We start from the raw sequence: 26,658 nt of genomic DNA, 5'->3' as shown, positions 1-26,658 counted from the left end.
AATCAATTGCCAACGCCATAACGTTCCCGGTACGCCAGCACCTGACTGTGGTGTTCACGCATCGAATCGGCTGCCGCGCCCTGGGCCAGAAAGGCCAGCAGGTCCTCCAGCTTGGCGATGGTGCAGACCTGCATGCCCAGCTGGTCACGCACATATTGCACCGCACTATGCGCCACATCCTTGCCATTCTCAGTGGCTTTTTCCTGTCTGTCCAATGCAATGGCCATGGCGTGGGGGATGGCGCCCGCGCCCTTGATCAGCGCAATCGATTCGCGCGCGGCAGTGCCGGCCGACATCACATCGTCAATGATCAGCACCCGGCCCTTGAGCGGGGCGCCCACCAGGCTGCCGCCTTCGCCATGGTCCTTGGCCTCTTTGCGGTTATAGGCAAAGGGCACGTTCTTGCCCTGGCGCGCCAGCTCCACGGCCACGGTCGCAGCCAGCGGAATGCCCTTGTAGGCCGGGCCGAACACCATGTCGAATGCCACACCGCTGGCCAGAATCGCTTTTGCATAGAATTCGGACAGACGCGCCATCTTGGCGCCATCATCGAACAGGCCTGCATTGAAGAAATACGGGCTGATGCGGCCGGCCTTGGTGGTGAACTGCCCAAAGCGCAGCACGCCAGCGTCCACGGCAAACTCTACAAAATCCTGCGCCAGCTGCGCATCCGCGCCTGACTGTGGGAGACTAACGACCATGACCCAATCCTTGTTCAAATTAACCAGCCTCAACCTCAACGGCATCCGCTCCGCTGCCACCAAGGGCGTGATCCCCTGGATTGAGACAACCCGGCCCGATTGTATTTGTGTGCAGGAAATCAAGGCACAGCAAGCGGATATGCTGGACAAGTTCGACGTCATCGATGAGATGAACGGGTATTTCCAGTTTGCCGAGAAAAAAGGCTACTCGGGCGTGGGCGTCTACACCCGCCATGCGCCCAGCGATGTGGTGATCGGCTTCTCGCCCAACGAGTTCGATGCCGAAGGCCGCTACGTGGAGCTGCGCTTTGACACGCCCACGCGCAAGTTCTCCATCATCAGCTGCTACTTCCCCAGCGGCAGCTCCGGCGAGATCCGCCAGGCCGCCAAGTACCGCTTTCTGGCCGAGCTGCACCCGCACCTGATGCGCCTGCGCGCCGAGCGCGACTTCATTCTCTGCGGCGACGTGAACATTGCCCACACCAATGCCGATATCAAGAACTGGCGCAGCAACCAGAAAAACAGCGGCTTTCTGCCCGAAGAGCGCAGCTGGATGACCCAGCTGCTGGAGAAAGAGACCGAGACCGGCGGCCTGGTCGATGTGTACCGCGTGCTCCAGCCCGATACCACCGATGCCTGCTACACCTGGTGGAGCAACCGGGGCCAGGCCTATGCCAACAACGTGGGCTGGCGCCTGGACTACCACCTGGCCACGCCCGCGATTGCCGCGCTGGCCCGCAAGGAGCATATCTACAAGGATGTGAAGTTCTCGGACCACGCCCCGATCACCATCGATTACGACTTCCAGCTGTAACCCATCGTCCGGTCCCTGCGGCCTCCGTCCCGGGAGCCGCAACCGCCATTCGGGAGCCTTCCATGCGCATCACTGCAGCCTCTCTTCTTCTGGCCGGCCTGCTGGCCAGCACCGCCGCATGCGCCAAGGATGCATCGGATTACAGCGCGCAGGAGCTGGTGGAGGCGCTGACCCAGCGCCTGTCCAAGGTGCTGCTGGCAGGCCCTACGCGGGATTCACCAGACAATACCGCCGCCATCATCGTGCTCGAAGGCAAGGCCCTGGCACTGGCACCCCGGCTGCAGTCCACCCCCACGATGCGGGTGCTAAGCCGGGAGCAGCTGGTGGCCGAGCAGCGCGCCAACTTTCTGATCATCTCGCAGCTGGGCCAGCAGGGCGCGGACATGCTGGTCGACTACGAGACGCCCAACAATGCCTCGTTCGGCACCTTGCGCATCCAGGACAAGGACGGCAAGCTGGTCTTCAAGGCCGAAGACACCTACCGCAGCAGCAGCGGTGCGCGCGCGACCTATGCGCGCCTCTACGGCGGCCTGCCCTGCCGCCATGGCAGCGAGATGGCCTACCGCTTCAACTATGCCGACCGCTATGCACGCAGCGGCGAGTGCCCGGTAGCGCGCTTTCCCAGCAGCGATTCGGCTTTCGAGTGGTAGGCGCTAGCTGCTGTTCTTGAGCGTCGCCAGCACCTCATCGAGCATCTGCTTGGCATCGCCAAACAGCATGCGGTTGTTGTCCTTGTAGAAAAGCGGGTTGTCCACGCCGGCATAACCGGTCGCCATCGAGCGCTTCATCACGATGGACTGGCGCGCCTTCCAGACCTCCAGCACCGGCATGCCGGCAATGGGGCTCGTAGGATCATCCTGGGCCGCCGGGTTCACGATGTCGTTGGCGCCAATGACCATGGCCACATCGGTGTCGGGAAAGTCGTCGTTGATCTCGTCCATCTCCAGCACGATGTCATAGGGCAGCTTGGCCTCGGCCAGCAGCACATTCATGTGGCCCGGCATGCGGCCAGCGACCGGGTGGATCGCAAAGCGCACCTCGACGCCGCGCTCGCGCAAGGTGCGGGTGATCTCGTTGACGGTGTGCTGGGCCTGGGCAACCGCCATGCCGTAGCCCGGCACGATGACCACGCGCTTGGCCTCGCGCAGCATCTCGGCGGTTTCGGCTGCGCTGATGGCCACCACCTCACCCTGGGGCACCGCGCCCACCTGCCCCGCCGGCGTGGGCGCGCCACTGCCAAAGCCGCCGGCAATCACGCTGATAAAGCTGCGGTTCATCGCCTGGCACATGATGTAGCTCAGGATCGCGCCGGACGAACCCACCAGCGCGCCGGTGACGATCAACAAGTCGTTGCCGAGCATAAAGCCCGTGGCCGCTGCGGCCCAGCCCGAATAGCTATTGAGCATGGACACCACCACCGGCATGTCAGCCCCGCCAATGGCCATCACCATGTGCAGGCCAAACAGCAGTGCGATGGCGGTCATCACCAGCAGCGCCAGCATGCCCAGGCCCAGCGATGCGCTCTGCACAAACCAGCAGCCCAGCGCGACCACCACGACCAACCCCAGCAGGTTGAGCAGATGCCGCCCCGGCAGCAAGAGCGGCTTGCCACCGATGCGGCCATTGAGCTTGCCAAAGGCCACCAGGGAGCCCGAGAAGGTGACTGCGCCGATGAGAATGCCGATATAGATCTCGGCCGCATGGATGGCCTTCTCGGCCCCCTGCAACGGGTGCGAGGTATCGACATAGCTGGCAAAACCCACCAGGCAGGCGGCCAGGCCGACGAGGCTGTGCATCAGCGCCACCAGCTCGGGCATCTGGGTCATCTTGACCCGCTTGGCGGCATACAGGCCGATGCCGCCGCCCAGCACCAGCGCGATGACAATGGCCACGACGCCGGACTGCGAGACGCGCGGACCAAAAATGGTCACCAGCACCGCCAGGCCCATGCCCAGCATGCCCAGCAGATTGCCGCGCCGTGCGGTCTCGGGGTGTGACAGCCCGCCCAGGCTGAGGATGAACAAGATGGCAGCGCCCAGGTAGGCGACGGTGGCAAGGCTTTCGGTCATGCGGTTCTACCTCGGTGGCCTATTTGCGGAACATGGCCAGCATGCGGCGCGTGACCGCAAAACCACCAAACATATTGATCGCCGTGAGCACCAGGGCCACAAAGGCCAGTGCCCCGATCAGCAGCCCCGGCCGGTCCGTGCCCACCACGCCCGGCGGCGCCATCTGCACCAGCGCGCCAATGGCGATGATGCTGGAGATCGCATTGGTCACGCTCATCAGCGGCGTGTGCAGCGCGGGCGTCACGTTCCAGACGACCATGTAGCCGATAAAGCAGGCCAGCACAAACACCGTGAGGTGGCCCAGGAAGGCCGCTGGTGCATGCGAGCCAATGAGCCAGAAGAGCAGCGCCAGCACCGCAAAAATGATGGCCAAGGTACGCGCAGGCAAGGGGCTGCCGGCACCATGGCCGTGCCCGTGGCCCCGTTTTTTGGCGGCAGCCGGGCTGGCTGCTGCAGTGCCCGCAGCCCCCGCAGTGGCCGCTGCCGGTTTGGCCACGGGGGCGGCCGCCAGCGCAGGCGCGGGCCAGCTGATGCTGCCCTGGTACACCACCGTCAGGCCCCGGATCGCATCGTCCTCCATGTTCACCAGCGCATGCCCATCCTTGGCCTTGCACAGCTCCTCGGTCAGGCGCAGCAGGTTGTTGGCATACAGGGTGGAGGATTGCGCGGCCAGGCGCGAGGCCAGGTCGGTGTAGCCCACAATCGTCACGCCATGGCGCACCACGGCCTCACCGGGCACCGTCAGCGCACAGTTGCCGCCCTGCTCGGCGGCCATGTCCACAATCACGCTGCCGGGCTTCATCGCCTGCACCATCTCGGCGGTAATCAGCCGGGGCGCGGGCTTGCCGGGGATCAGGGCGGTGGTGATGATGATGTCGGCCCACGCCGCCTGCTGCGCATACATCTGGCGCTGCGCCGCCTGAAAGCCCTCGCTCATCACCTTGGCATAGCCGCCGCCACCACCGCCCTCTTCGGCATAGTCCACCGGCACAAAGGTGCCGCCCAGCGACACCACCTGGTCGGCCGCCTCGGCCCGCGTATCGTTGGCGCGCACCACGGCGCCCAGGCTGACCGCTGTGCCAATCGCCGACAAACCAGCCACCCCTGCTCCCGCAATAAACACCTGCGCCGGCGGCACCTTGCCCGCCGCCGTGATCTGGCCGTTGAAAAAGCGCCCAAAGGCATGGGCCGCTTCGACCACCGCCCGGTAGCCGCTGACGCCCGCCATCGAGGTCAGCGCATCCATCTTCTGCGCGCGGCTCAGGGTGCGCGGCAGCGCATCCATCGCCAGCACCGTCAGCCCCTTGGCCGCCAGCTGCGCCATCAACGCGGGGTTTTGCGCAGGCCAGACAAAGCCGACCAGGATCTGGCCGGCATGCATCCATTCGACCTCTTCGGGCGTCGGTGGCCGCACCTTGAAGAGAATGTCAGCCCCCGCCCAGATCGCTGCGCTGGGCAGCACCTGGGCGCCCGCTGCGCGGTAGGCCTCGTCGTCAAAACTGGCCGCCGCGCCAGCGCCTGCCGCCACGCTGACACGAAAGCCCAGCTTAACCAGCTTGTCGACCACCGCAGGCACGGTGGCCACGCGCTTTTCACCGGGAAATATCTCGCGCGGCACCCCTATGCATTGCGGGTTGGCTGGCGCTGGCTGTGGCGCCGCTGCTACCGAGGTCGGCGGTGAGATGCTGGACATGGATGCGCGCTCCTGGTTCAGGGATCAACTCGCTTGCAGAGCGCCGGTATGCCCGGCCACGGCTGCAGCGCTGAACACCTTGTATCACGGGGCAGCGGTTTGGGCTACGCGCATTTTTGCCTAGGGCCTTGCATATCTACTATGCAAGTCATGACCCTGGCTGGGCCGCGATCAGATCCAGAGATCATTCGCCACCGTACGCTCCCCCGCCTCCCCATCCCCCGTATTCGCCACCCCGCGCGGCTCGATCAGCAGCAGCTGGACCTCGGCCTGTGCAAAGGGTTTGTGCTCCAGGCCCTGGGGGATGACGGCCATCTGGCCGGCCTGCAGGTGGATGGCGCGGAGGCTGCCGCTGGCATCGCGCAGATCGATGCGCAACTCGCCGTCCAGGACGATAAAGGTTTCATCGGTGTGGCGGTGCTGGTGCCAAAGAAATTCGCCGGCGATCTTGACGAGCTTGAACTGGTAGTCGTTCATCTCTGCGACCACGCGCGGCTGCCAGTGGCCCTGCAGCAATGCGATCTTGCCCAGCAGATCGATGGACTGGCCTTGGCCACGGTGGCTTGGAGTGGGAAATGTTTCGGTAGCTGCTGACATGGTGGTGCTGTAGGTGTTGAAAACAGCAGCCAGCTTAAGAATGCACCGCCCAAAAGTATTGAACGTTTGTGGGCAAGCGTTCAGCGGCGCGATGCCTGGCGCATGACCTGCAGCCAGCGCCCTGGCGTGATGCCAAAGGTTTTCAGAAAATGCCGCGTCATATGGCTTTGGTCGGCAAAGCCGGCGTCCTGGGCAGCATCGGCCAGCGACAGGCCCGCCAGCAACCCGCGCCGCACCGCATCGAGCCGGCGCATCGTCAGGTAGCGGTAGGGGCTGGTGCCATAGAACATGCGGAAATCATGCGACAGGCTCCAGCGGTCGCGGCCGGTAGCCGCTTCCAGCGCATCGAGTGCCACCCCGCTGCTGGCATGGGCCAACAGGTAGTCACGCGCACGGCGTGCGGCCTGGTAGTCGCCCTTGGCTTTGGCGCGCCGCGTGCCGGGCCCGCCGGTGGCAGCGGCCAGCGCATGGGCCAGTTGCGCCAGCGCATCGCTTTGCTCCAGCGGCTCGACCGTATCGTCCACGCCTTGCAGCAGGGCCTCGGCAGCGGCCGATATCGCCGGGTCGTTGGTGATACCGCCCTCCAGAAATGGCAGCGCGCTGCCGCCCAGAATGTCCTGGATCAGCGCGGGCTCCACGTAGACCATGCGGTAGCGAAAGCCCTCGTCCGTGCCGGCCTGCCCGTCATGCGCCTCGTCGGGATGGAGCACCAGGGTGCTGCCGGCCAGGCTGTCACGGCGCCCGCGCCGGTAGTGAAAGCTTTGCACGCCCGCCAGGGTGCGCCCTATCGCATAGGTGTCGTGGCGGTGCATCGCGTAGGCATTGCCCTGGAACCAGGCCTCGATGCGCTCCATGCGGTCGGAAGGCGGGCTGCGCAGCACCCAATCCGAACGTGGCAAGGCAGGGGGGCGGGGCATCAAGAATCCAGACAGATGGTGAAAGCAGGGGGCGAAGTGCTGATTCTACAAACCATCCTCCAAGCGGCACCCACTTGCAGCGCCGAACCCCGCCCAGCTCCAAGCCCACCACAGCTTGCCGCACAATAGCCGTATTGCGCCCTGCACACGCCAGCCCTGTGCGTGGCCGCCAGCCCCCACACCAACCATGCTCCACTACCACACGATTCCCGTCACCGCATTTCAGCAAAACTGCTCCCTGGTCTGGTGCGACCAGCAGATGGAGGCCGCCGTCATTGACCCCGGCGGCGATCTGGAGCGAATCGAGGCAGAGATCGCGCGCCTGGGTCTGCAGCTCCAGGCCATCTGGCTCACCCATGCGCATATCGACCATGCCGGCGGCGCAGGGGCGCTGGCCGAGCAGCGCGGCCTGCCGATCATTGGCCCGCACCCCGGCGACCAGTTCTGGATTGATGGCCTGCCCCAGCAAAGCCAGATGTTTGGCTTTCCGCCCGCGCAAAGCTTTACGCCCACGCGCTGGCTGCAGGATGGCGATACGGTCAGCATCGGGCAGGAAACCCTGCAGGTACGCCACTGCCCCGGCCACACCCCCGGCCATGTGGTCTTCCATGCGCCGCAGATCACGCGCTGCTTTGTGGGCGATGTGCTGTTTGCCGGCAGCATTGGCCGCACCGATTTCCCCCAGGGCAACCACCAGCAGCTGATCGACTCGATCACCCAGCGGCTGTGGCCCATGGGCGATGCAACGGTGTTCATCCCCGGCCATGGCCCCGAGAGCAGCTTTGGCCGTGAGCGCCAAAGCAACCCCTATGTGGGCGGAACCTGATCCCAGATCAGCACTTGAACGCCAAAGGCCAGCGGCATGCCGCTGGCCTTTTTTACATGGCGCGCCGATCAGAACTTGGCCGTGAGCGAGGCGTAGAACGAGCGGCCTGGCTCGTTGTAGGTTGCGGCCCCAGCGCCGTAGATGGTGCGCGGGTTGTTCACACCCACGGCATTGCCCATGCGGTAGAGGCGCTTGTCAAACAGGTTCTTGATGCCGGCGGTCAGGGTGACATCCTTGGTAAAGCTGTAGCGCGCGCCCACGCCCACCAGCGCATAGGGGGCCAGGCGGCGGGTTTCCTCGCCGGTCAGCGGCAGGCCCTGGTAGTCGAGCTTGTTGGGCTTTTGCCCGCCGTACCAGGTCACCGAGCCGAGCAGCTGCAAGGCATTGGTGGTCTGCCACTCCACGCGTGAATTGAGCGTGTACTTGGGGATGATGGACAGCTGCTCGCCAGTGGTCTTGTTCTTGCTCTGCACCATGTAGGTGAGGTTGTTGCTCAGGCGCACTGCGGGGCTGAGCTTGACGTTGAACGTGCCCTCCACGCCAGAGACCACCGCCTTGGGGATATTGGTCCAGGTGAACACATCGGCATTGGCATAGGCGCCGGTGCCGCCGGTCGCGGTGCCCACCGGGGTCATGCCCGCATCGATCTTGTTGCGGTAGTCGTTGTGGAACAGGGTGACGCCGGCGAGCAGGCCCTCGTCGGCATACTCGATGCCCAGCTCCTTGTTGATGCTGGTCTCGGGCTTGAGGTCGGCATTGCCCATCAGATAGCAGGCCCCACCCGCGCCCCAGCAGCCAATGCCACGGCTGTAGAGCAGGTAGTTGGGGTTCATCTGGTAGAGGTTGGGGGCCTTGTAGGCCCGTGCCACGCCGGCCTTCAACGTGACCTTGTCCGTCAGGTAGTGCGACAGGTTCAGCGACGGGCTCCAGTTGGTGCCCACCTCGCTGTGCTGGTCCAGGCGCAGGCCGGGGGTCAGCAGGGTTCTGGCATTGAGCTCGATGTTGTCTTCGACAAAGAGCGAGGCAATGCGCGAGGAGATCTTGCCGCTGCGGCCGGTGTTGTCCACCCCGGGCACGCTGCCAGCCTCGGTCGTGGTTTGCGAGACGGAGTTGCTGTCTTCGAGCTTTTGCTCCACCCACTCGGCGCCCACGGTCATCACATGGGGCAGGCTGCCCCATTTACCCCGGGCGCTGATCTCGCCATGGGCGGTCAGGATGTCGAGCTTGGAGGTGCCATAGGCATCGCTGGAGAACAGGCCTTCGGTGCCGCCGGCCAGGCCTTCGTTCATGCGGGTGTTGCGCGTGGTTTCGTACTGCAGGTAGGCGGTGGAGCTGCCAAAGTCGTACTCGCCCTTGTGCGTGACGGCATAGGTCGAGCGGTACATGCGGTTGGTCTCGGTGCCCAGCGCATCGAGCACGCGCTGCGAGGTGGCGACCAGGTTGCCGCTCGCATCGACGGTGTAGTTGTTGGTGTTTTGCGTATCACCCGCATAGATGTTGCCCTGGCGCGCAAAGCTGGCATCCAAGTCGATGCGGTGGCCCGCTGCGGGCTTGAGGCTCAGGCGCCCCGAGAGGTTGCGGTCACGCACCCCTTCGCGGCCCGCAGGGAAGGTGCCGGCATAAATGCCGGTGCGGGTCGAGGCATGGCCTTGGTTGATGTCCCAGGCGTCCGCATCGGTCTTGTCCACATTGCCGCTCAGACGAAAGCCCAGCTGCTCGGAGATCGGCCCGGCCAGCGAGAAGCTGGTGCGGCTGCTGCTGCCGTCGCGCGAATCTTCTGGCTGGTTGTAGTACGCCGTCGCGCTGCCACTCAGCTTGTCGGGGATGCCCTTGGTGATGATGTTGACCACGCCGCCGGCTGCGCCATTGCCGTAGCGGGCAGCTGCGGGGCCGCGCAGCACCTCGATCTGCTCGACGGCCTCCTGCGGCACCCAGTTCATGTCGCCTCGCGTGTCGCGCTCACCGCGCCAGCCGTAGCGCACCGATCCGCGGCTGTTGACGGGTTTGCCATCGACCAGGATCAAGGTGTTTTCCGGGCCCATGCCGCGCAGGTCGATCTGGCGGTTGTTGCCGCGCTGGCCGCTGCTGGAGTTGCTGGTCAGGTTCACACCGGGCTGCTGGCGCAGCACATCGGCGAGGTCATTGCTCGGCTGGCTGTCCAGGTCCTCGCGCGTGACGGTCGAGACGCCCGGTGCCTGCTTCCAGGCACTTTCTGCCGTGCCCAGCACCTGCACCGTCTCCAAGGTCGGATCCTGCTCCGACGGTGTGGTTGCCGGTGCCGGGGTTTGTGCCTGCGCCGCCGCCTGCACCCCCAACACCAGCACCGCTGCTGCCACAGCGCGCAAGCGCCACCCCTGTTCCCCTGCCTGGATCGCCATACCGCCCCTTTTGTAAAGATGAATGATTTTCATTACCAAGTACGGAATTCTTCCATCTGGGGGGTGGTCCGTGGTTTGCGCGGCCAACAAAGATGTTTGCGCCAGCGGCAAAGCCGCCCGTTCGAGGAACAGGCGATGCATGCGGAGAGAAGTGGGAAGCTTTTAGACCCGGACCCGAGCCAGCTTGGGCGCCAGGCCAAAGCGCCGGCGGTAGGCGGTGGCAAAGTTGGCGGCGCTGGTGTAGCCGGCCAGCAGCGCGGCCTGGCCCACGGTGATGCCATCGCGCTCGAGCGCCTGGCGGGCGCGCTGCAGACGGCATTCGCGCAAAAACTCAAACACCGTGGTGCCGTAGACGCTGCGGAACTGGCGCTGCAAGGTGCTGGCATTGACGCCCGCCTGGCGCGCAATCGCATCCATCGACAAAGTATCGGCCTGGCCCGAGGCGAGAAATGCATGCAGTTCGCGCAGCCGCTGGTGCTCGCGCGGCAGAAGGCCCGCCGCACTGCCGCTCGGCGCTGCGGCCTCGCCATCGCCCACGGTGGCCAGTGCCTCGCCCAAGAGCTCCAGCGCATGGCTCTCCAGGTACATATGCTGCAGCAGCGGCGTCAGCCCCGGCGGGTGCACGATCTGCTCGGCAATCACGGCAGCGCGCGGCGACAGCTGCCAGTGGCGCGTGGCCAGGTGCTCGTGCATGAAGCGCTGCAGATCGGGCCAGGCGGCGCCATCGCCACCCCCGGCCTGGGCCAGCCAGGCGGGGGTGAGCCCCAGGCTGACGCGGCGCGAGTACACGCCCGAGCGCGCCCGCCGCTCAAAGCGCTCGCGCTCGGCCACCGACACCAGCGCGGCGCTGGCGCCTGCGCCTTGGTGGCTCAGCGCCACCCGGGTCAAACCGTAAGAGACATCGATACGCCCTTCCAGCAACACCACCAGGCGCAACCCGGCGTCGATCTCGGCCTGCGCGGTCTGGTCGCGCGGGTCGCAGCCGTCTTCGCTGTGCAGGTGCAGGCCCGGGCGCAGCTCGCGCAGCCGCGAGACATGGGCGCGCAGATCCGCCTGGTCCGGGTCTGGGCTGGATGCGGGATCAGCGCTGTGCATAGGCCGAGCTGGTAGAGCGTGGAAGGGATGCCCAGCATGCGCAAACATCTTTCTTGCTGCAGCAAACATGGGCCAAGCGGGTTTGTGCCATGCTTGCCATGATAATTTCTTAATGCAAATCATTCTCAAGCCCATGGTTGATTTGCCGCAAGCCCAGCCCCTATGCAACTCGCCCTGCCTCCTTTCCCCACCCTGCCCTTGGCCCAATTGGCCGATGTGACCCGGCGCCGCCTGTTGGGCCTGGGCGCCGCGCTTGCGCTGCCCGGCTGCGCCTGGCAAAGCAGCCTGCAGGACGCCCCGCCCGTGACCCTGCCCGGCACGCGGCAGCTGGACCTGCGCGCCCCCGGCATGCCGGGCCCGGGCGCGCCCGAGCGCGTGCACCGCATCATGGTGGCCGTGCCACCCGCACCGCCGCCGCCCCAGGGCTACCCGGTGCTCTATCTGCTGGACGGCAACCTGCTGTTCACACCCACCGCGCAGCTGATGCGCAACCGCTTTGCGCGCGGGCCCTCGGTGCCCACGCAAGGCGCCGTGGTCGTCGGCCTGGGCTATGACGACAGCCAGGTGCTGGACCTTGCCGCGCGCAGCTATGACTACACACCGCCGGCCCCTGGTCCGGCCACCGATGCGCGCGGGCGTGCCGAAGGCGGCGCCGACCATTTCCTCGACTTTATCGACCAGCAGGTGCGCCCGCTGGTGGAAGCGAGTGTGCCGATCGACACCACGCGCCAGACCTTTTTTGGCCATTCGTATGGCGGCCTGTGTGTGCTGCATGCGCTGCTGACCCGCCCCGGTAGCTTTCAGCGCTATGTCGCCGCCAGCCCCTCGATCTGGTGGCGCGATGGCTTGGTGCTGCAAGCCTTGCCCGGATTTTTGGCGCATGCCGCCAGCCAGGCGAAGGATGCACCGCCGCTACGGCTGCTGGTCACGCAAGGCGAGCGCGAAGCGCGGCCTGCAGCGCCATCCACGCAGGCATCGCCGCCCGCGCCATCCGCCCCCGCGAGCGACCCGGCCCGCGATGCGATACGGCGCCAGCGCCAGAGCGCCCCGGGCATCCCCGCGCTGATGGAGGGCCTGCGCGGCGCGCCAGGCCTGGCGCTGCGCTATGCCAGCTTTCCCGGTGCCGACCATGGCAGCGCCATGCTGCCAGCGGCACAGCAGGCGCTGGCAATGGCGATCGAGGACTGAGTGCCATGTCCGAGCCCGCGCTGACAAGCCTCAGCACCCAAGGCCAGGTCGCCACCCCGGAGGCCAGCCGCTATCTGCAGCGCCTGTGCTACCACTTCAGCCGCAAGATCAGCGTGCAGTACGACAGCCACCAGGGCGAGGCCCAGTTCCCCTGGGGCCACTGCAGCCTGCGGGCCGAGGGCGACATGCTGTCCTTTGTCTGCAGCGCTGACAATGCCGAGGCACTGGCCAGGGTACGCCATGCAATCGACGCGCATGTGGCGCTGTTCTCGCGCAAGAACCCGATGGTGGTGGCCTGGGTGTAAGACCGTTTAGCGCTTGGCTTGCTCGTACAGGCCTTGCACCTTGGGCACATTGGCCTGCAGGCTGGCGATGCGGTTGGGCCCGGTCGGGTGGGTGGACAGAAAGCCAATGCCGCCCTTGCCGGTGGCCGCGCCCATCTTCTCCCACAAGCTGACGGCGGCCTGCGGTGCATAGCCGGCACGTGCAGCGATCTCCAGCCCCACCAGATCGGCATCGGATTCATCGGAGCGGCTGAACTTGAGCGTCAGCAGCTGCCCGCCCAGGTTGGCGGCGGCGGTGCCCATATCGCCCAGGCCAAAAATCGCCGCGCCCAGGCGAATGCCCAGCCCGGTGGCCTGGGTCTTGGCCAGCTGTTCGCGCGAATGCTCGCGCAGCGCATGCGCCATCTCGTGGCCCATCACCATCGCAATCTCGTCGTCACTCAGCTGGAGCTGGTCAATGAGCCCGGTGTAGAACACGATCTTGCCGCCGGGCATGCAAAAGGCGTTGACCTGCTTGCTGCCGATCAGGTTCACCTGCCACTTCCAGTCCTTGGCGCGCGGGTTCCAGGGCAGGGCCTGTGCAATCAGGCGCTGGGCAATCGTCTGCAGGCGCTGCAGCTGGGCATTGTCCGGCCCCGCCAATGCGCCCTGCTGCTTGGCCTGCGCCAGCAGCTCCCCGTACTGCTGCTGCGCCGCCTGCTCCAGCGCTTCGGCCGGAACCAGGTTGCGCAGCGCCGACGACTTGCCTACATCCACCTGCGCCCAGGCACTGCCCGCGCTACCGGCACCCACCACGGCAGCCCCTGCGACCAGGGTCTGCAGCCAGGCGCGGCGCCCATGGCAGGCGCAGCTGAACAATGGTGAGGGATGGGGCAGGTCAGGCATTCCAGTTCCAATCATGAAAACACGATGTTTGCACAAGTTTTTAACCAGCTTGTGGCTAAAACTATCGCCCTGGCCCAACAAGCAGATCACCGAAGCAAGAGTGTCACCTAATGGCCAAATCCCACTTCGTTGTCTGAACAAATCAAGCCCGCATCTCGGCTTTCACCACCACCCACAGCCCCAGCAGCACCGCCGCCAAGCCCACCCAGGCCACCCAGGGCTGGTGTTCGCCGACGATCCACACGGCCAGCACAAAGGCAGCCACCGGCTCGATGAGGCTGAGCGCCACACCGGTGGGCCCGGAGATATGGCGCAGACCCATCGAGAACAGCAAGTGTGCAATGCCCGAGACAACGGCGCCCAGATAGACGACCACCAGCACGGCAGACAGGCTCCACTGCGGCATGCCCGCATACAGCGCGGCCACCGGCAGCGCCAGCAGGGCCGCGCCGCTGAACACATAGAAGTTCACCACCTTGGGAGACATATGGCTGACCAGACGCTTATTGACCAGCGCATAGCCGGCATAGGACAGGCCGGCCAGCAGGCACAGCGCCAAGCCGGGCCAGGAGACCTGGCTGCTGCCGCCCTCGCCCATCACCATGGCCACGCCGCCGGCCACGCTGACCAAGGTGCCCAACCACCACAGCGGCGACAGCGGCGCGCGCAGCACGACGGCCTGCAGCAGGCCCGCCCAGATGGGGCTGCTGCCAATGGCCACTGCCGTTCCCACGCCTACACCGGCCATCTGCAGGCCGGCATAAAAGAACACGCTGTAGCCGCCAATGCCCAGCGATGCCCAGAAGAACGACGACAGCCGCAGCCCCGCCTGGCTGGGCCGCAGCACCAGGCTGCCGGTGTTGCCACGCCGGGCCCACAGCAGGCTCAGGCCCAAAAATGCCGCAGCCACCGCCAGCTGCGCCGCACCCACCCAGAACGGCGACAGCCCCGCCGCCCCCAGGTACTGGGCCGTGCCGCTGGTGCCCCAGAGCACGCCGGCAATGGCGACGAGCGCAATGCCTTGCGCAGAGGCGCTGAAAAATGAAGAAGGGGCGGGGGATACCATGCCGCTGGAAGTCTGTGTCATGCCGCTATGGTGCCGCGACGGGGCCGGGGCAAATGTCGAGAAACGCTTGTGCCTGTGCTGGCCAACGTACCCAAAGTGCCCAGAGCATCAAGCGCCTGCGCCCTTGCGCAGGCTGCGGCTGCCCACGCCGCGATCGCGCCGCAGCGCATAGGCCAGCGCGCTGGCCGTGCTGTAGCCGCAGCGCAGCGCCGTGGTCTCCAGCGGCTGGCCGGCGGCCAGCGCCTGGCTGGCCTCGGTCAGGCGCAGGTCGCGCAGCCATTGCTGGGGGGTGCTGCCAGTCAGCTCCTGCCAGCGCACATGAAAGCGCTGGGCGCTCAGGTGCGCCAGCGCCGCCAGCTGGGGGGTGCGCCAGTCGCCGGCCAGGTCGGCGCGTACGGCAGCGGTGATGGCCTGCACATCCAGCGCACGGCGCAGCAGCAGTGCGGGCGACTGCTGCACCCAGGCCACATGGGCCTGGGCCACCGTCAAGGCGGAGGCATGGGTGGCCAGCCAGTCGCGCGGTGGCGCGGCAAAGCGGCGCATCTGCGCCCAGTCGGCGCCATCGGGCACATCCACCACGGCCAGCGCGCTGCCCTTTTGTGCCAGGTAGGCGTGGGTGGCGCCTGCCGGTATCACCACGCCGCTGGCAGTGTCGACATAGGCGGCCTTGCCATCGACCTCCAGCTCCATGCGGCCGGCCAGCGCATACAAGAGCTGCACATGGTCATGGCTGTGCGCCTGCTGCTCGCCTTCATAGTGGCGAACAGAGTAGTCAGGAGCCAGCAAGCGGTGGTGGTGGTGGTCGGCCATGGCAGCAGCGGTGCATCAGTGCATAGCGCACAGTGTAGCCAAGCGCGGGCGCTGGCCCCTTGTTCCGCCGCTTGCCCCGCTTACCCCGGTCAGCAGCACGGATCAGCGTATATTGGCGCCATTGCCCGGGCCTGGCCTGGCCCGCCCCTTTTTACTGCACGCCTCGTCCGCATGGCCGACACCTCTTCGCCCGCTACCGCCTCCTCCCCCGCCGCCCGCCGTTCTTGGGCGGACACGTTTCGCGTCTATACCGAGCCGGCCAGCCTGCGCATGCTGGCGCTGGGCTTTTCTGCCGGCCTGCCGCTGCTGCTGGTGCTGGGCACCTTGTCGTTCTGGCTGCGCAAGGCAGGGATTGACCGCAGCACCATTGGCTACCTCAGCTGGGTGGGCCTGGCCTATGCCTTCAAATGGGTCTGGTCGCCGCTGGTTGACCGGCTGCCGCTGCCGGGCCTCACCCGCCTGCTGGGGCGCCGGCGCAGCTGGCTGCTGCTGGCCCAGGGCCTGGTGATTGCCGGCCTGCTGGGCATGGCCTGGGTCGATCCGCAGCTGCACCTCAAGCATGTGGTCTGGTGCGCGCTGGCGGTGGCCTTTGGCTCGGCGACGCAGGATATTGCGCTCGATGCCTACCGCATCGAATCGGCCGATGCCGATCGCCAGGCGGCGCTAGCCGCCACCTACCAGACCGGCTACCGCATCGCGATGATCTGGGCCGGCGCCGGCGTGCTGTGGCTGGTGGCCCTGGGCCTGCAAGAGGGTGCGGGCGACTACCAACGCCAGGCCTGGGGCTTTGCCTATATGGTGATGGCCGCCTCGATGCTGGTGGGCGTGGTCACCGTGCTGCTGTCGCCCGAGCCGGCGGCCAAGCCCATGACCCCCGCCCGCAATGCTGCCCAATGGCTGCAGGAGGCGCTGGTCGCCCCCTTTGCCGACTTTGTTGGCCGCTACGGCTGGCACGCGGTGCTGATCCTGGCGCTGATTGCGATCTACCGCATCTCGGACGTGGTGATGGGCATCATGGCCAACCCTTTCTATGTCGACATGGGCTACACCGAGGCCGAGGTCGCCTCGGTCAGCAAGATCTTCGGCGTCATCATGACCCTGGTCGGCGCCTTTATTGGCGGCGTGATCTCGATGCGCATCGGCGTGATGCGGGTGCTGATGCTGGGCGCGGTGCTGTCAGCCGGCAGCAACCTGCTGTTTGCCTGGCTGGCCACGCGCGGCCATGACCTGGCGGGCCTGATTGCCGTGGTCTCGGCCGACAACCTGGCCGGCGGCATTGCGTCGGCCGCCTTTATCGCCTACCTGTCGAGCCTGACGAACGTGAACTACTCGGCCACCCAGTACGCGCTGTTCAGCTCGATGATGATGCTGCTGCCCAAGTGGATTGCCGGCTTCTCGGGCGTGTACGTGGACCATTTTGGCTATGCGCAGTTCTTTGTGTCGACGGCGCTTTTGGGGCTGCCAGTGCTGGTGCTGGTCTGGCTGGCGTCGCGCATCAGACCGGTCACTGGCGAGTTCTGAGAACGTTGACAGGAGCTAGGCGCGGTTTACCAAACTTTACGGCAGGGACAATCCGGCGCGACCCCAGCGTGCCACCATGGCCCTCTATAGCAAAATCTGCGGGTTCACCCGCCCATAACCATGACTGCCATGCATACCCACCAACTGTTGATGATCGAAGATGACGAGCGTCTGGCCAATATGGTGAGCGAGTATCTGGCCCAGTCAGGGCTGCAGGTCAGCCACATGGCCGATGGCGCCAGCGGCCTGTCGGCCCTGCAGGACCCGGCCAGCGGCCAGTCGCCCGACCTGGTCATCCTCGACCTGATGCTGCCCGATCTGGACGGCCTGGAGGTCTGCCGCCGCATCCGTACCTTGAGCGGCCCCGCAGCCCAGGTGCCTATCCTGATGCTCACCGCCAAGGGCGACCCGATGGACCGCGTCATCGGCCTCGAAGTAGGCGCCGATGACTACCTGCCCAAGCCTTTTGAGCCGCGTGAGCTGCTCGCCCGCATCCGCGCCATTCTGCGCCGCCGCGTCGATGGCGGCAGCGCCGCGGCCCCCGCCAGCCAGGTGCTGCGCTTTGGCAGCCTGGAGATCGACCGCGATGCCCGGGCCGTCACCATCAGCGGCAAGCCTGCCGACCTGACCAGCTACCAGTTTGACCTGCTGGTCACCCTGGCCGAGCGCGCCGGCCGCGTGCTCAGCCGCGACCAGATCATGGAAGCCGTGCGCGGCCGCGAGCTCGAGGCCTTTGACCGCTCCATCGATGTGCACATGGGCCGCATCCGCGCCGCCATCGAGGCCGATGCCAAAAACCCGCGCCGTATTCTGACCGTGCGCGGCGTGGGCTATGTGTTTGCCAAACAGCAGGACTGAGCCCCGGCGCTAGCGCCCCTTTGCACGTTTGCACGCATGCATCTCTACAAATACTTCGCCGAGCGGCTTTATCTGCGCATCTGGCTCACCGTGGTGGGCGGCGTGGCCGTGCTGATCCTGGTAATTGGCTGGGCCTGGCAGGCGGCGGCGGAGAAAAACGCCACGCCGCTGCAGCCGCCGGCGCGCGAGCTGCTGATCCGCAGTGCCGATGGCGGAGTGCTGCTGCATGGCGAGGCGGTGCGCCAGCCTGGCGACCCGAGCGAATTGGTGCTCTACCTGATTGAAGACGACCAGGGCCGCACCTACGAGATGGAGCTGCAGCGCCGCTCCGGCCGGGGCGAAGGCCACCGCCCACCGCCGCCCAACTTGGGCCCCTGGTGGTTCTGGGTCAAGCCGCCGTTTGGCTTTTTCTGGATGCTGGGGCTCATCGGTGTCGTCGTCGTGGTCGGCGTGTTCCCCATCATCCGCCGCCTGATGGGCCGGCTCGAGGCGCTGCGCAAAGGCGTCAAGCAGTTTGGCGATGGCGACCTGTCGGTGCGCGTCGATGTACGCGGCAATGACGAGGTCAGCGACCTGGCCGAGCAGTTCAATGCCGCCGCTGCCCGTATCGAGGCGCTGGTGCAGGCGCACAAATCGCTGCTGGCCAACTCCTCACATGAGCTGCGCAGCCCGCTGACCCGCATCCGCATGGGGGTGGAGCTGATGGGCGAGAAGCCCTCGCCCACCTTCAAGCAGGAGATCCAGCGCAATATCGCCGAGCTCGATCAGCTGGTTGACGAGATCCTGCTGGCCAGCCGCCTGGGCGCGCGCGAGGCCGATGTCGGCAGCTCCGAGATGATCGACATCATTGGCCTCTGCGCCGAAGAGTGCGCGCGGGTCGAGGCCGACCTGGAAGTCGCCGACATGCATGGCGATGCCATCGAGGTGCGCGGCATTGCCAAGCTGCTGCGCCGCGCGGTGCGCAACCTGCTGGAAAACGCCCGCCGCTACTCCCAGGGCCCGATCACCTTGTTCCTGGACAAGCAAGGCGCCTATGCCGAGATCCGCGTGGCCGACCGGGGCCCCGGCGTGCCGCCCGACCAGCGCGAGCGCATTTTTGAATCCTTTTACCGCATGCCCGGCGCCAGCGAGCGCCATGGCGGCGTGGGCCTGGGCCTGGCCCTGGTGCGCTCGATTGCCGAACGCCACGAAGGCAGCGTGCACTGCGAGGGGCGTGAGGGTGGCGGCGCAGTCTTTGTGCTGCGCCTGCCTCTGGCGCCGCTGGCACGCAGCACGCCGGCGCAAACGTTGCCTCCGGCTAGCGTCTAAGCCACCACCGAACGCTTGTTCAAAGGGCCTCTTGCTTTGCAGCAGAGGCCCTTGTTGATGGCACGTTGGATGTCAGCTTAGAATGCCACGCCGGAGCGCAGCGCAATATTGGCATAGGGCGTGCATTCGCCGGTACGCACCACGGCCACGGCCTGGCGGCTCATCGCCTTGAACGCCTCATGCGGCACGCACTGCGGCGCGCTGGGCAGGCCATCGGCCTGGCGCTGCTGGTACCAGGCCGGCAGTTGCTGTCCGTCCAGGCACTCATTGGCGACGATGGCCGCTTCCACCTGCAGCTCGCTCAGGATGGCCTGCAGCACCTGGTCCAGGCTGGGCACGCCACGCGCCACCGCCAGGTCCACGCGGCGCACGCCGGGGGGCACCGGCAGGCCGGCATCGCCAATCACCAGCATGTCGCCATGGCCCATGCTGGCGATGATCTGCGACAACTCGATATTCAACAGCGCAGCACGCTTCATACGGGGCTCCAGGGGCTGGCTTCGGTGCGGGTGGCGACCTCGGCGTGAAAAGGGATGGAAGGCTGCGCGCCGGCGCGGGTCACGCAGATGCCCGCCGCGCGGATGGCCCACTGGGTGGCCTCATCCAGGCTGGCGCCGGAGGCCAGCTGCACGGTCAGCGCACCCAGAAAGGTGTCGCCGGCGGCCGTGGTGTCCACCGCCTGCACCTGGGGCGCGCGGTGCCAATGGGCAGGGGCCTCTGCGGTGCTGGCGCTGCGCGCATCGCAGCAAACGGCGCCCTGGCTGCCCAGGGTCACCACCACCTGGCCGGCGCCCTTGGCCTGCAGCCAGCGCGCGGCGCGGGCGGCGCTCTCGGGGCTGTCGACCGGGCTGCCACTCAGCTGCGCGGCCTCGGCTTCGTTCACCACCAGCACATCGATGGTCGGCCACCAGGCATCGGGCAGCGGCTGCACCGGCGAGGGGTTGAGCACCGTCTTGCAGCCCACGGCGCGCGCGCTGCGCAAGGCCTGGTCCACTTCTTCCAGCGGCGTCTCGAACTGCAGCACCACATAGGCGGCGTCCTGCAGCAGCGGGCGCAGCACCGGCTCGGTCACCTGCAAGCGCAGGTTGGCACCGGGCACCACCACGATCTGGTTCTGGGCACTGTCATCGACGCTGATGACAGCCACGCCGGTGGCATCGCGCGCGCTGCGCTGCACATGCTGCACATCGATATGGTCGGCGACGAGGCCGGCGAGCAGCTGGTCGGCATAGGCGTCCTCGCCCACGCAGGACAGCAGGCTGACGGCCGCCCCCTGGCGCGCGCAGCTGACGGCCTGGTTGCCGCCCTTGCCGCCAGGCACCTGGCTGAGCGACTGGCCCAGCATGGTCTCGCCCGCGCGCGGCATATGCGGCACGCGCAGCACCAGGTCCATGTTCAAACTGCCTAGCACCACGATACGTGGGGCCTGGCTCAAGATAGGCACATTCACAGGGTTTCTCCAATCGCAATCGGCACGGCGGCCCGGGCCAGGGCCCGGCTGCTCTCGCGGGTCACCAGCGCCGGCACCAGCAGCTGCGTGGCCGCCGCGACAGGCTCGGCGCTACGGCCCGCCTGGATGCGTTCTAGCAGCCAGGCCAGCGCTTGCTCGGCCATGGCCTGGGTGGGCTGGGCCACCGTGGTCAGCGCCGGCTGGGTGTAGCCCGCCAGCTCGATATCGTCATAGCCCACCACGGCCACATCGCGCGGCACCTGCAGGCCCGCCTCATGCACGGCGCGCAGCGCGCCCATGGCCATCAGGTCGTTGCAGGCAAACACAGCCGTGGGCCGGTCGGCAGCACGGTCGCGCAGCAGGCGCCGCATCGCCACATAGCCGCCATTGGCGGTGAAATCGCCATGCACCAGCAAATCGCTGGGCAGGCCCACCAGCTGCAGTGCCTGGCGCCAGCCCTGTACCCGCTGCTCGCTGGACTGCAGATCCTGCGGGCCGCCCACGCAGGCGATGCGCTTGCGGCCCAGCGCCATCAGGTGCTGGGTGGCCAGCATGCCGCCTTGCACATGGTCGGTCTGCACGCAAGGCCGCTCCAGGCCGGCAATGGCCCGGTCGATCAGCACCATGGGCAGCGCCGTCTGCGCCAGGTGCTGGGACATCAGCGCGTCATCGCTGGTCGAGGCCACGATCAGGCCATCGACCCGCTTTTGCGACAGCACATCCAGGTAGACCTGCTGGCGCCCGGCATGGTTGTCGGTATTGCACAGCAGCAGCGCATAGCCGGCGGCAAAGCAGGCGTCTTCGACGGCGCGCACCAGCTCGGCAAAATAGGGATTGGAGTTGTCCGGCACCAGCATGCCGATGGTGTGCGTGGCGTTGATCTTGAGGCTGCGCGCCACCGCGCTGGGCACATAGCCGAGGGTCTGCACGGCTTCGAGCACGCGCTCTTGCGTGGCCGGCAGCACCGAACGCGTCTTGTTCAGCACATGCGAGACCGTGGTGACGGACACGCCCGCCAGGCGCGCCACATCCTTGATACTGCTCATTGCCACCGTCAGGCTCGGCGTGCGGCACGGCGCTGGCGCACCGTGTCGATGATCACGGCCACGACGATCACGGCGCCGGTGATGATGCGCTTGGCAGGCTCGCTGGCGCCAATCTGGGCCAGGCCCGCTTCCAGCACCGCGATGATCAGCACGCCAAAGAAGGTCGCGATCACCGAGCCGCGTCCGCCCATCAGGCTGGTGCCGCCAATCACGACGGCGGCAATCACCTGCAGCTCCATGCCGCTGCCGGCATTGGGGTCGGCCGCTTCGAGGCGCGCCGACTGCATAAGCCCTGCCAGGCCGGCGAGCAGGCCGGTCAGCGCAAACACCAGGATGCGGATGGGTCGCGGGTCGATACCGGCCAGGCGCATGGCCTCTTCATTGGTGCCGATGCCCACCACATAGCGGCCAAACACGGTGCGGGTCAGCACAATCTGGCCCAGCGCCACCACGACGATGGCGATGACAAAGGCGGCCGAGACGCCATAGGCAATGGGCGCGGCCAGGCCCGAGATCGCGTCGCCCACATACTGGGTGCGCGAGTCGGTCACCAGGTAGGCTGCGCCCCGCAGCGCTTCGAGCATGCCCAGCGACACGATAAAGGTCGGCAGGCGCCAAACCACCGAGATCGAGCCCAGCACCGCGCCACACAGCAGGCCGCAGAGCAGGCCCAGTGCGCCGGCGGCCCAGGGGTTGAGGCCCCAGACCAGAATCGCCTGGGCCGCCACCGCCGCCGACAGCGCCAGCACCGAGCCCACCGACAGGTCAATGCCCGCCAGGATCAGCACAAAGGTCATGCCCACGGCCATCACCGCCAGCGCGGGGATCTCGTTGGCGATGGTGACAAAGGTCTCGGCGCTCCAGAAATACTCGCTCAGGAAGCTGAACAGCGCGACCATCGCGGCCAGCACCAGGAACAGGCCCACATAGGTGCCCCAGGCCTGCATGCGGCCCGAAGAGGCCTTGGCAGCCGACGGCGTAGGCGCGCTGGCGCGCGCGGAAAGGGGGGTGGTCATGGCTTGGTCCTCTTGCCTGCTTTTTTATTCGGGGGTTGCAGCCTGGGCTGCGGCGTGGGCCGATGGGGCTTCATCCACATTGCCAAAGGCGGCGGCCAGCAGCTGCTGGTCGCTCCACTGGCCGCGCTCGAACACGGCCACCAGCTCGCCGTCATGCATCACGCCAATGCGGTCGCACATGGCCATCAACTCGCGCAGATCGCTGGAGACCATCAAGACGGCCTTGCCGTCATCGCACATGCGGTCGATCTCGTGGTAGATGTCGGCGCGCGCGCCCACATCGACGCCGCGCGTGGGCTCGTCGAGCAGCAGCACATCGCAGGGCTGGTGCAGCCAGCGGGCAAACACCACCTTTTGCTGGTTGCCGCCGCTCAGGGTCGATACCGCCTGCTCGGCGCTGCGCGAGCGGATGCGCAGGCGTTCGACAAAATGGCGCGCCACTTCGCTCTCTTGGGCGCGCTGCAGCCAGCCGCCGCGTGCAATCTTGTGCATGCCCGCCAAGGTGGTGTTGGCGCGGATGGATTGCGACAGCAGCAGGCCTTGCGACTTGCGGTCTTCGGTCACCAGGCCGATGCCGGCGCGGATGGCCTGCACGGGGCTGCTCCAGTTGGGTGCCACCGTATGCGTGGCGGCGCTGCTGCCAGCGGCATGCAGGCTGATTTCGCCCTGCTCGGCGCGGTCTGCACCAAACAGTAGGCGCACCAGCTCGGTACGGCCCGAGCCGACCAGGCCCGCCAGGCCCATGATCTCGCCCGCATAGAGCGACAGACTCACGCCGCGCACCTGCGCGCCGCGTTGCAAATTTTTCGCAGACAGGCGCAGCGCGCCACGCGTGCGGCGCGGCCGGCCTTCGTTGTCCTGCACCGCATGGCCGACCATGCGCTCGACCAGCTCATGCTCCTGCACGCCCTGCATGGGCCGCACATCGACGAGGCGCCCATCGCGCAGCACGGCCACCCGGTCGGCAATGCGCTGCAGCTCTTCGAGCCGGTGCGACACATAGACCAGGGCCACACCGCGCGCCTTGAGCAGCGCAATCTGCGTGAACAGGTGCTCGGTTTCCTTGAGCGTCAGCATGGCGGTGGGCTCATCGAGCACCAGCACCCGCGTGCCATCCTGCAGATTGCGGGCGATCTCCACCATCTGCTGCTGGCCAATGCCCAGCTGCGAGACGGGGGTGTCCGGGTCGATATGCTCCATGCCGATCTTGGCCAGCTGGGTGCGGGCCAGCGCCCGCATCGCTGCATGGTCCAGCCAGCCCATCTTGTGGGGGAGCTGGCCCAGCAGCAGGTTTTCGGCCACAGTCAAGGTGGCCACCAGGCCCAGCTCCTGCATCACCATGCGCACGCCCTGGCGCTCGGCATCGCGGCGCGATGTGGGGGCAAAGGGCTTGCCATCGAGCTGCATCTGGCCCTGCGATGGATCCACCAACCCGCACAGAATCTTGGACAAGGTGCTCTTGCCCGCGCCGTTTTCTCCGGTCAGCGCCATCACCTCGCCCGCATGCAGATCCAGGCTCACGCCCTCGAGCACCAAGGTGCCGGAGTAGGCCTTGCCCATCTGCTGCAGACGCACGCGTGGCGTGCCGGCGCCTTGCGCCTCAGTCGTTGCCATGGTGTACGCCGTTTTTTACTTGCTGTCCTTGGTCACCAAGGCCACATCGGTCTTGACCTCAGCGGGCAGCTCGCTCTGCTTTTTCTTCTCGGCCAGGGCCTTGAGCGCGATCTCGATACCGAACACGGCCTGCTTGGCGGCGTACTGGTCAGCAGTCGCCAGCACGCGGCCGTCCTTGAGCATGGGCTTGATGGCGGCGATGTTGTCATAACCCACCACCTGCACCTTGCCGGTGCGGCCCGAGGCCTTGACCGCCGCGACCACGCCCAGCGCCATGCTGTCGTTGCCGGCCATGATCGCCTTCAGATCGGGGTGCTCGCGCAGCATGCCGGCGGCCACTGTGTTGCCCTTGTCGATTTCCCACTGGCCCGATTGCAGGCTGACCACATTGGCGCCAGCGGCCTTCATCGCATCCTGGAAGCCCAGGGTGCGCTGCTGGGCATTGAACGTGGTCGAGACGCCTTCGACGATACCGACCTTGTCACCGGCCTGCAGCTGCTTGCCCAGGAAATCGCCCACCAGCTTGGCGCCGGCACGGTTGTCCGGGCCGACAAACGGCACGTTCAGGTCCTTGCTCTTGAGCGCATCGGCATCGAGCTTGTTGTCAATATTGACGATCAGCACGCCCTTGTCGGCGGCATTCTTCAGCACCGACACCAGGGCCTTGGAATCTGCCGGCGCAATCACGATGGCCTGCACGCGCTGGGCCACCATCTGCTCGACCATCTTGATCTGCGCGGCCGTATCGGTCTCGTCCTTGATGCCGTTCGCCACCAGCGTGTACTGGGCGGCATTGGCCTTCTGGTGCGCCTTGGCGCCGTCTTCCATCGTGCGGAAGAACTCGTTGGCCAGCGATTTCATCACCAGCGCCACCTTGGGCTTGTCAGCCGCGACGGCTTGGTGGGAAAAACCAGCCACGGTGGCCAAAGCCAGCGCAGCAGTCAGGGTACGGCGGGTAAAGCGCATGAGATAAGTCTCCGAAGGATTGTTGTGCATCACGCGGCGCTATCCACAGCAGTAGCCGCGAGATGCCGCATGTTTGCATAGGCGCAAACGTTTGCGCCCCGGAGTTTACCCCAAGGTCAAACAATGTTTCACGAGTTGGACATGCGGCGCAGATGCGGCCCCGGCATCCGCTTTGGCAGCCCCTGGGCGGCTGGCTACCAGCGGCCTTTCAGCCGCTCAGCCCTGGTGCGGATGGCGCCAGACCATGCCGGCCAGAACCACCATGCCCAGCACCAGCGCGCCGCCCGCCGCCGCCAGGCCATAGGCAAAGCCCTGCTGGGTACTGGCGCTGTGGGCCAGCATCCAGGCGACCATGGGAGGGCCCACGATCTGGCCCAACCCATAGGCGGCAGTCAGCAGGCCCGGAAAGCTGCTGAGTGCGCTGGGCCAGATGCGGCGCGCCTCTTGCAGCGCAAAAAAAGTCAGCGCGGTAAACGGCAGGCCCAGCAGCAGGCTGCCCAGCGAAAAGCCCAGCGGGGTGGGCCACAGCGCGCTGATGGCGATGGACACGGCCTGGATGCCGTAGCCGGCCATTAGCAGACGGCGCCGGTCCCAACGGGCGGGCAAATGGGTCGAGAGGTAGGCGCCCAGCGCCACGCCGCCACCAAACATGGGCCAGAACAGGTCAGGCCAGATCGAATCGGCCGGCAGCGCGCCGCGCGCAATCACCGGCAAATAGGTGGCGGTAACGATATAGCCCAGGCCGGCCAGGCTGTAGGCCAGGGTCAGCAGCAGCCGGTCCACCGGGCCCTCGGGCGCAACGGCCACGGCTGCGCCCGCCTGCGTGGGGGCGGGCGGCGGCGCCAGCGGGCCACGCACCACCGTCATCACCATCAGCCACAACACCAGCGCCAGCAGCGCAAAGGCCAGCCAGGCGCTGACCGCATGCCAGCCGGCCGCCACCATGGCGCTGGTGGCCAGGCCCGTGAGCGCAATGCCGATGCCCGGGCCGCAAAACAGCAGACCGCCCATTTGCGGCCGCCCCAGATGCGCCAGCTGCGACATGCACCACAGGGTGATATTGAGAAACACCACCGCGCTGGCGACGCCCGAGACAAAGCGCAGGCTGGCCCAGGCGCCGGGCCAGTTCAGCGCCATCGCCGCCGTCAGCACTGCGGTGATGAACAGCCACCAGTGCACCATGCGCGAGGGGTGCAGGCGCTGCATCAGGCCCGGGGCCACCCAGGGCAGCACCATGCAGACCAGCGAACCCACAAAGTAGCCCAGGTAGTTGCTCATCGCCAGCCAGCTGCCTTGGGCCAGGTCGATGCTGCCGTCGTGCAGCATCATCGGCATCAGGGGGGTAAAGGCAAAGCGCCCCACGCCCATGGCCGAGGCCAGCGCCAGCATGCCGGCCACCGCCACCCACCAGGGGCGCTGGCCCCAGCGCAGGGAGGGGGTGGGGGTGGAGGGGGAAACCGAGGAGCTGACCGAGGGTGGCATGGTGCGGACCTAGTGCTTATGTATCTTTTTTGGAGATGCTATGTTAAATTAACATCTTCAAAAAAGATAGATAC

Annotated in this window: 25 protein-coding genes; 8 read left to right on the top strand and 17 right to left on the bottom strand. The window is 66.6% G+C overall.

Features of this window, described 5'->3' with window-relative positions; translation table 11 throughout:
- Positions 1 to 2: 2 nt before the first annotated feature.
- Positions 3 to 701: an orotate phosphoribosyltransferase gene (gene pyrE, locus WH367_RS10035; protein ID WP_312990435.1), complete on the bottom strand. Its 699-nt coding sequence runs from the start codon at positions 699 to 701 to the stop codon at positions 3 to 5.
- A 10-nt stretch (positions 702 to 711) separates the two neighbouring features.
- Between pyrE and WH367_RS10030 the strand changes: the two genes are divergently transcribed.
- Both WH367_RS10030 and WH367_RS10025 read left to right on the top strand, forming a co-directional pair.
- Positions 712 to 1,515 (top strand): exodeoxyribonuclease III, encoded by an 804-nt coding sequence (locus tag WH367_RS10030; protein WP_027010895.1) that lies wholly within the window; start codon positions 712 to 714, stop codon positions 1,513 to 1,515.
- Positions 1,516 to 1,577: 62 nt separating this feature from the next.
- Positions 1,578 to 2,165, top strand: a complete 588-nt coding sequence (locus WH367_RS10025) for a hypothetical protein (RefSeq protein WP_339535874.1) — start codon at positions 1,578 to 1,580, stop codon at positions 2,163 to 2,165.
- Positions 2,166 to 2,168: 3 nt separating this feature from the next.
- On the opposite strand, the gene pntB is transcribed toward WH367_RS10025, so the two are convergent.
- The 4 genes from pntB to WH367_RS10005 all read right to left on the bottom strand — a co-directional run bounded on the left by pntB (position 2,169) and on the right by WH367_RS10005 (position 6,791).
- Positions 2,169 to 3,584 (bottom strand): Re/Si-specific NAD(P)(+) transhydrogenase subunit beta, encoded by a 1,416-nt coding sequence (gene pntB, locus WH367_RS10020; RefSeq protein ID WP_339535872.1) that lies wholly within the window; start codon positions 3,582 to 3,584, stop codon positions 2,169 to 2,171.
- 19 nt (positions 3,585 to 3,603) lie between these two features.
- Positions 3,604 to 5,277, bottom strand: a complete 1,674-nt coding sequence (locus WH367_RS10015; RefSeq protein WP_339535870.1) for a Re/Si-specific NAD(P)(+) transhydrogenase subunit alpha — start codon at positions 5,275 to 5,277, stop codon at positions 3,604 to 3,606.
- A gap of 171 nt (positions 5,278 to 5,448) precedes the next feature.
- Positions 5,449 to 5,874, bottom strand: coding sequence for a cupin domain-containing protein (locus WH367_RS10010; RefSeq protein WP_339535868.1), 426 nt, complete (start codon positions 5,872 to 5,874; stop codon positions 5,449 to 5,451).
- 80 nt (positions 5,875 to 5,954) lie between these two features.
- Positions 5,955 to 6,791 carry an AraC family transcriptional regulator gene (locus WH367_RS10005; RefSeq protein ID WP_339535866.1) on the bottom strand — a complete coding sequence of 279 codons (837 nt, stop codon included), beginning with the start codon at positions 6,789 to 6,791 and terminating at the stop codon, positions 5,955 to 5,957.
- Positions 6,792 to 6,978: 187 nt separating this feature from the next.
- On the opposite strand from WH367_RS10005, the gene WH367_RS10000 reads away from it, so the two are divergent.
- Entirely contained in the window at positions 6,979 to 7,617 is a 639-nt protein-coding gene (locus WH367_RS10000) for an MBL fold metallo-hydrolase (protein WP_339535864.1), read from the top strand.
- A gap of 68 nt (positions 7,618 to 7,685) precedes the next feature.
- On the opposite strand, the gene WH367_RS09995 is transcribed toward WH367_RS10000, so the two are convergent.
- Positions 7,686 to 9,953 carry a TonB-dependent siderophore receptor gene (locus WH367_RS09995; RefSeq protein WP_339536119.1) on the bottom strand — a complete coding sequence of 756 codons (2,268 nt, stop codon included), beginning with the start codon at positions 9,951 to 9,953 and terminating at the stop codon, positions 7,686 to 7,688.
- 204 nt (positions 9,954 to 10,157) lie between these two features.
- A complete protein-coding gene (locus WH367_RS09990) occupies positions 10,158 to 11,090 on the bottom strand; it encodes a helix-turn-helix transcriptional regulator (RefSeq protein ID WP_339535863.1) in 933 nt (310 codons plus the stop codon).
- A gap of 162 nt (positions 11,091 to 11,252) precedes the next feature.
- Here WH367_RS09990 and WH367_RS09985 point away from each other — a divergent pair, with 162 nt between their 5' ends.
- Positions 11,253 to 12,278, top strand: a complete 1,026-nt coding sequence (locus WH367_RS09985) for an alpha/beta hydrolase (RefSeq protein ID WP_339535861.1) — start codon at positions 11,253 to 11,255, stop codon at positions 12,276 to 12,278.
- Positions 12,279 to 12,283: 5 nt separating this feature from the next.
- Positions 12,284 to 12,583 carry a DUF2218 domain-containing protein gene (locus WH367_RS09980; RefSeq protein WP_339520964.1) on the top strand — a complete coding sequence of 100 codons (300 nt, stop codon included), beginning with the start codon at positions 12,284 to 12,286 and terminating at the stop codon, positions 12,581 to 12,583.
- A gap of 6 nt (positions 12,584 to 12,589) precedes the next feature.
- On the opposite strand, the gene WH367_RS09975 is transcribed toward WH367_RS09980, so the two are convergent.
- The 3 genes from WH367_RS09975 to WH367_RS09965 all read right to left on the bottom strand — a co-directional run bounded on the left by WH367_RS09975 (position 12,590) and on the right by WH367_RS09965 (position 15,323).
- Positions 12,590 to 13,447, bottom strand: coding sequence for a M48 family metallopeptidase (locus WH367_RS09975; protein ID WP_339535859.1), 858 nt, complete (start codon positions 13,445 to 13,447; stop codon positions 12,590 to 12,592).
- Between the two features lie 142 nt (positions 13,448 to 13,589).
- Positions 13,590 to 14,534 (bottom strand): DMT family transporter, encoded by a 945-nt coding sequence (locus tag WH367_RS09970; protein ID WP_339535857.1) that lies wholly within the window; start codon positions 14,532 to 14,534, stop codon positions 13,590 to 13,592.
- 87 nt (positions 14,535 to 14,621) lie between these two features.
- Positions 14,622 to 15,323, bottom strand: coding sequence for an AraC family transcriptional regulator (locus WH367_RS09965; protein WP_339535855.1), 702 nt, complete (start codon positions 15,321 to 15,323; stop codon positions 14,622 to 14,624).
- 171 nt (positions 15,324 to 15,494) lie between these two features.
- Between WH367_RS09965 and WH367_RS09960 the strand changes: the two genes are divergently transcribed.
- The 3 genes from WH367_RS09960 to WH367_RS09950 all read left to right on the top strand — a co-directional run bounded on the left by WH367_RS09960 (position 15,495) and on the right by WH367_RS09950 (position 19,010).
- Positions 15,495 to 16,844: an AmpG family muropeptide MFS transporter gene (locus WH367_RS09960; RefSeq protein ID WP_339535854.1), complete on the top strand. Its 1,350-nt coding sequence runs from the start codon at positions 15,495 to 15,497 to the stop codon at positions 16,842 to 16,844.
- A 129-nt stretch (positions 16,845 to 16,973) separates the two neighbouring features.
- Positions 16,974 to 17,702 (top strand): response regulator transcription factor, encoded by a 729-nt coding sequence (locus WH367_RS09955; RefSeq protein ID WP_043340843.1) that lies wholly within the window; start codon positions 16,974 to 16,976, stop codon positions 17,700 to 17,702.
- Between the two features lie 36 nt (positions 17,703 to 17,738).
- Entirely contained in the window at positions 17,739 to 19,010 is a 1,272-nt protein-coding gene (locus WH367_RS09950) for a sensor histidine kinase (protein ID WP_339535853.1), read from the top strand.
- Between the two features lie 77 nt (positions 19,011 to 19,087).
- Here the strand turns inward: WH367_RS09950 and rbsD are convergent, their stop codons facing one another.
- The 7 genes from rbsD to WH367_RS09915 all read right to left on the bottom strand — a co-directional run bounded on the left by rbsD (position 19,088) and on the right by WH367_RS09915 (position 26,584).
- Entirely contained in the window at positions 19,088 to 19,489 is a 402-nt protein-coding gene (gene rbsD / locus WH367_RS09945) for a D-ribose pyranase (RefSeq protein ID WP_339535852.1), read from the bottom strand.
- Positions 19,486 to 20,460, bottom strand: a complete 975-nt coding sequence (rbsK, locus tag WH367_RS09940) for a ribokinase (protein WP_339535851.1) — start codon at positions 20,458 to 20,460, stop codon at positions 19,486 to 19,488. Before rbsK ends, rbsD begins: the two co-directional genes overlap by 4 nt.
- Positions 20,457 to 21,506 carry a LacI family DNA-binding transcriptional regulator gene (locus tag WH367_RS09935; RefSeq protein ID WP_021027460.1) on the bottom strand — a complete coding sequence of 350 codons (1,050 nt, stop codon included), beginning with the start codon at positions 21,504 to 21,506 and terminating at the stop codon, positions 20,457 to 20,459. Before WH367_RS09935 ends, rbsK begins: the two co-directional genes overlap by 4 nt.
- An 8-nt stretch (positions 21,507 to 21,514) precedes the next feature.
- Entirely contained in the window at positions 21,515 to 22,522 is a 1,008-nt protein-coding gene (locus WH367_RS09930; protein WP_027011027.1) for an ABC transporter permease, read from the bottom strand.
- A gap of 24 nt (positions 22,523 to 22,546) precedes the next feature.
- Positions 22,547 to 24,136, bottom strand: coding sequence for a sugar ABC transporter ATP-binding protein (locus WH367_RS09925; protein ID WP_021027462.1), 1,590 nt, complete (start codon positions 24,134 to 24,136; stop codon positions 22,547 to 22,549).
- Between the two features lie 15 nt (positions 24,137 to 24,151).
- Entirely contained in the window at positions 24,152 to 25,102 is a 951-nt protein-coding gene (locus WH367_RS09920) for a sugar ABC transporter substrate-binding protein (RefSeq protein ID WP_116926749.1), read from the bottom strand.
- 216 nt (positions 25,103 to 25,318) lie between these two features.
- Positions 25,319 to 26,584 (bottom strand): YbfB/YjiJ family MFS transporter, encoded by a 1,266-nt coding sequence (locus WH367_RS09915; RefSeq protein WP_339535849.1) that lies wholly within the window; start codon positions 26,582 to 26,584, stop codon positions 25,319 to 25,321.
- Positions 26,585 to 26,658: the final 74 nt, after the last annotated feature.

The sequence above is a fragment of the Comamonas sp. MYb21 genome (assembly GCF_037479395.1).
GTDB lineage: Bacteria > Pseudomonadota > Gammaproteobacteria > Burkholderiales > Burkholderiaceae_C > Comamonas.
Note: the sequence above shows the minus strand (reverse complement) of the source record. Positions and strands in the feature narration are given on the sequence as shown.

Coding starts and splice junctions, on each gene's coding strand:
- pyrE (WP_312990435.1), bottom strand. CDS start 701: ATGGTCGTTAGTCTCCCACAGTCAGGCGCGGATGCGCAGCTGGCGCAG.
- WH367_RS10025 (WP_339535874.1), top strand. CDS start 1,578: ATGCGCATCACTGCAGCCTCTCTTCTTCTGGCCGGCCTGCTGGCCAGC.
- pntB (WP_339535872.1), bottom strand. CDS start 3,584: ATGACCGAAAGCCTTGCCACCGTCGCCTACCTGGGCGCTGCCATCTTG.
- WH367_RS10015 (WP_339535870.1), bottom strand. CDS start 5,277: ATGTCCAGCATCTCACCGCCGACCTCGGTAGCAGCGGCGCCACAGCCA.
- WH367_RS10010 (WP_339535868.1), bottom strand. CDS start 5,874: ATGTCAGCAGCTACCGAAACATTTCCCACTCCAAGCCACCGTGGCCAA.
- WH367_RS10005 (WP_339535866.1), bottom strand. CDS start 6,791: ATGCCCCGCCCCCCTGCCTTGCCACGTTCGGATTGGGTGCTGCGCAGC.
- WH367_RS10000 (WP_339535864.1), top strand. CDS start 6,979: ATGCTCCACTACCACACGATTCCCGTCACCGCATTTCAGCAAAACTGC.
- WH367_RS09990 (WP_339535863.1), bottom strand. CDS start 11,090: ATGCACAGCGCTGATCCCGCATCCAGCCCAGACCCGGACCAGGCGGAT.
- WH367_RS09985 (WP_339535861.1), top strand. CDS start 11,253: ATGCAACTCGCCCTGCCTCCTTTCCCCACCCTGCCCTTGGCCCAATTG.
- WH367_RS09980 (WP_339520964.1), top strand. CDS start 12,284: ATGTCCGAGCCCGCGCTGACAAGCCTCAGCACCCAAGGCCAGGTCGCC.
- WH367_RS09975 (WP_339535859.1), bottom strand. CDS start 13,447: ATGCCTGACCTGCCCCATCCCTCACCATTGTTCAGCTGCGCCTGCCAT.
- WH367_RS09970 (WP_339535857.1), bottom strand. CDS start 14,534: ATGACACAGACTTCCAGCGGCATGGTATCCCCCGCCCCTTCTTCATTT.
- WH367_RS09965 (WP_339535855.1), bottom strand. CDS start 15,323: ATGGCCGACCACCACCACCACCGCTTGCTGGCTCCTGACTACTCTGTT.
- WH367_RS09960 (WP_339535854.1), top strand. CDS start 15,495: ATGGCCGACACCTCTTCGCCCGCTACCGCCTCCTCCCCCGCCGCCCGC.
- WH367_RS09955 (WP_043340843.1), top strand. CDS start 16,974: ATGCATACCCACCAACTGTTGATGATCGAAGATGACGAGCGTCTGGCC.
- WH367_RS09950 (WP_339535853.1), top strand. CDS start 17,739: ATGCATCTCTACAAATACTTCGCCGAGCGGCTTTATCTGCGCATCTGG.
- rbsD (WP_339535852.1), bottom strand. CDS start 19,489: ATGAAGCGTGCTGCGCTGTTGAATATCGAGTTGTCGCAGATCATCGCC.
- WH367_RS09935 (WP_021027460.1), bottom strand. CDS start 21,506: ATGAGCAGTATCAAGGATGTGGCGCGCCTGGCGGGCGTGTCCGTCACC.
- WH367_RS09930 (WP_027011027.1), bottom strand. CDS start 22,522: ATGACCACCCCCCTTTCCGCGCGCGCCAGCGCGCCTACGCCGTCGGCT.
- WH367_RS09925 (WP_021027462.1), bottom strand. CDS start 24,136: ATGGCAACGACTGAGGCGCAAGGCGCCGGCACGCCACGCGTGCGTCTG.
- WH367_RS09920 (WP_116926749.1), bottom strand. CDS start 25,102: ATGCGCTTTACCCGCCGTACCCTGACTGCTGCGCTGGCTTTGGCCACC.
- WH367_RS09915 (WP_339535849.1), bottom strand. CDS start 26,584: ATGCCACCCTCGGTCAGCTCCTCGGTTTCCCCCTCCACCCCCACCCCC.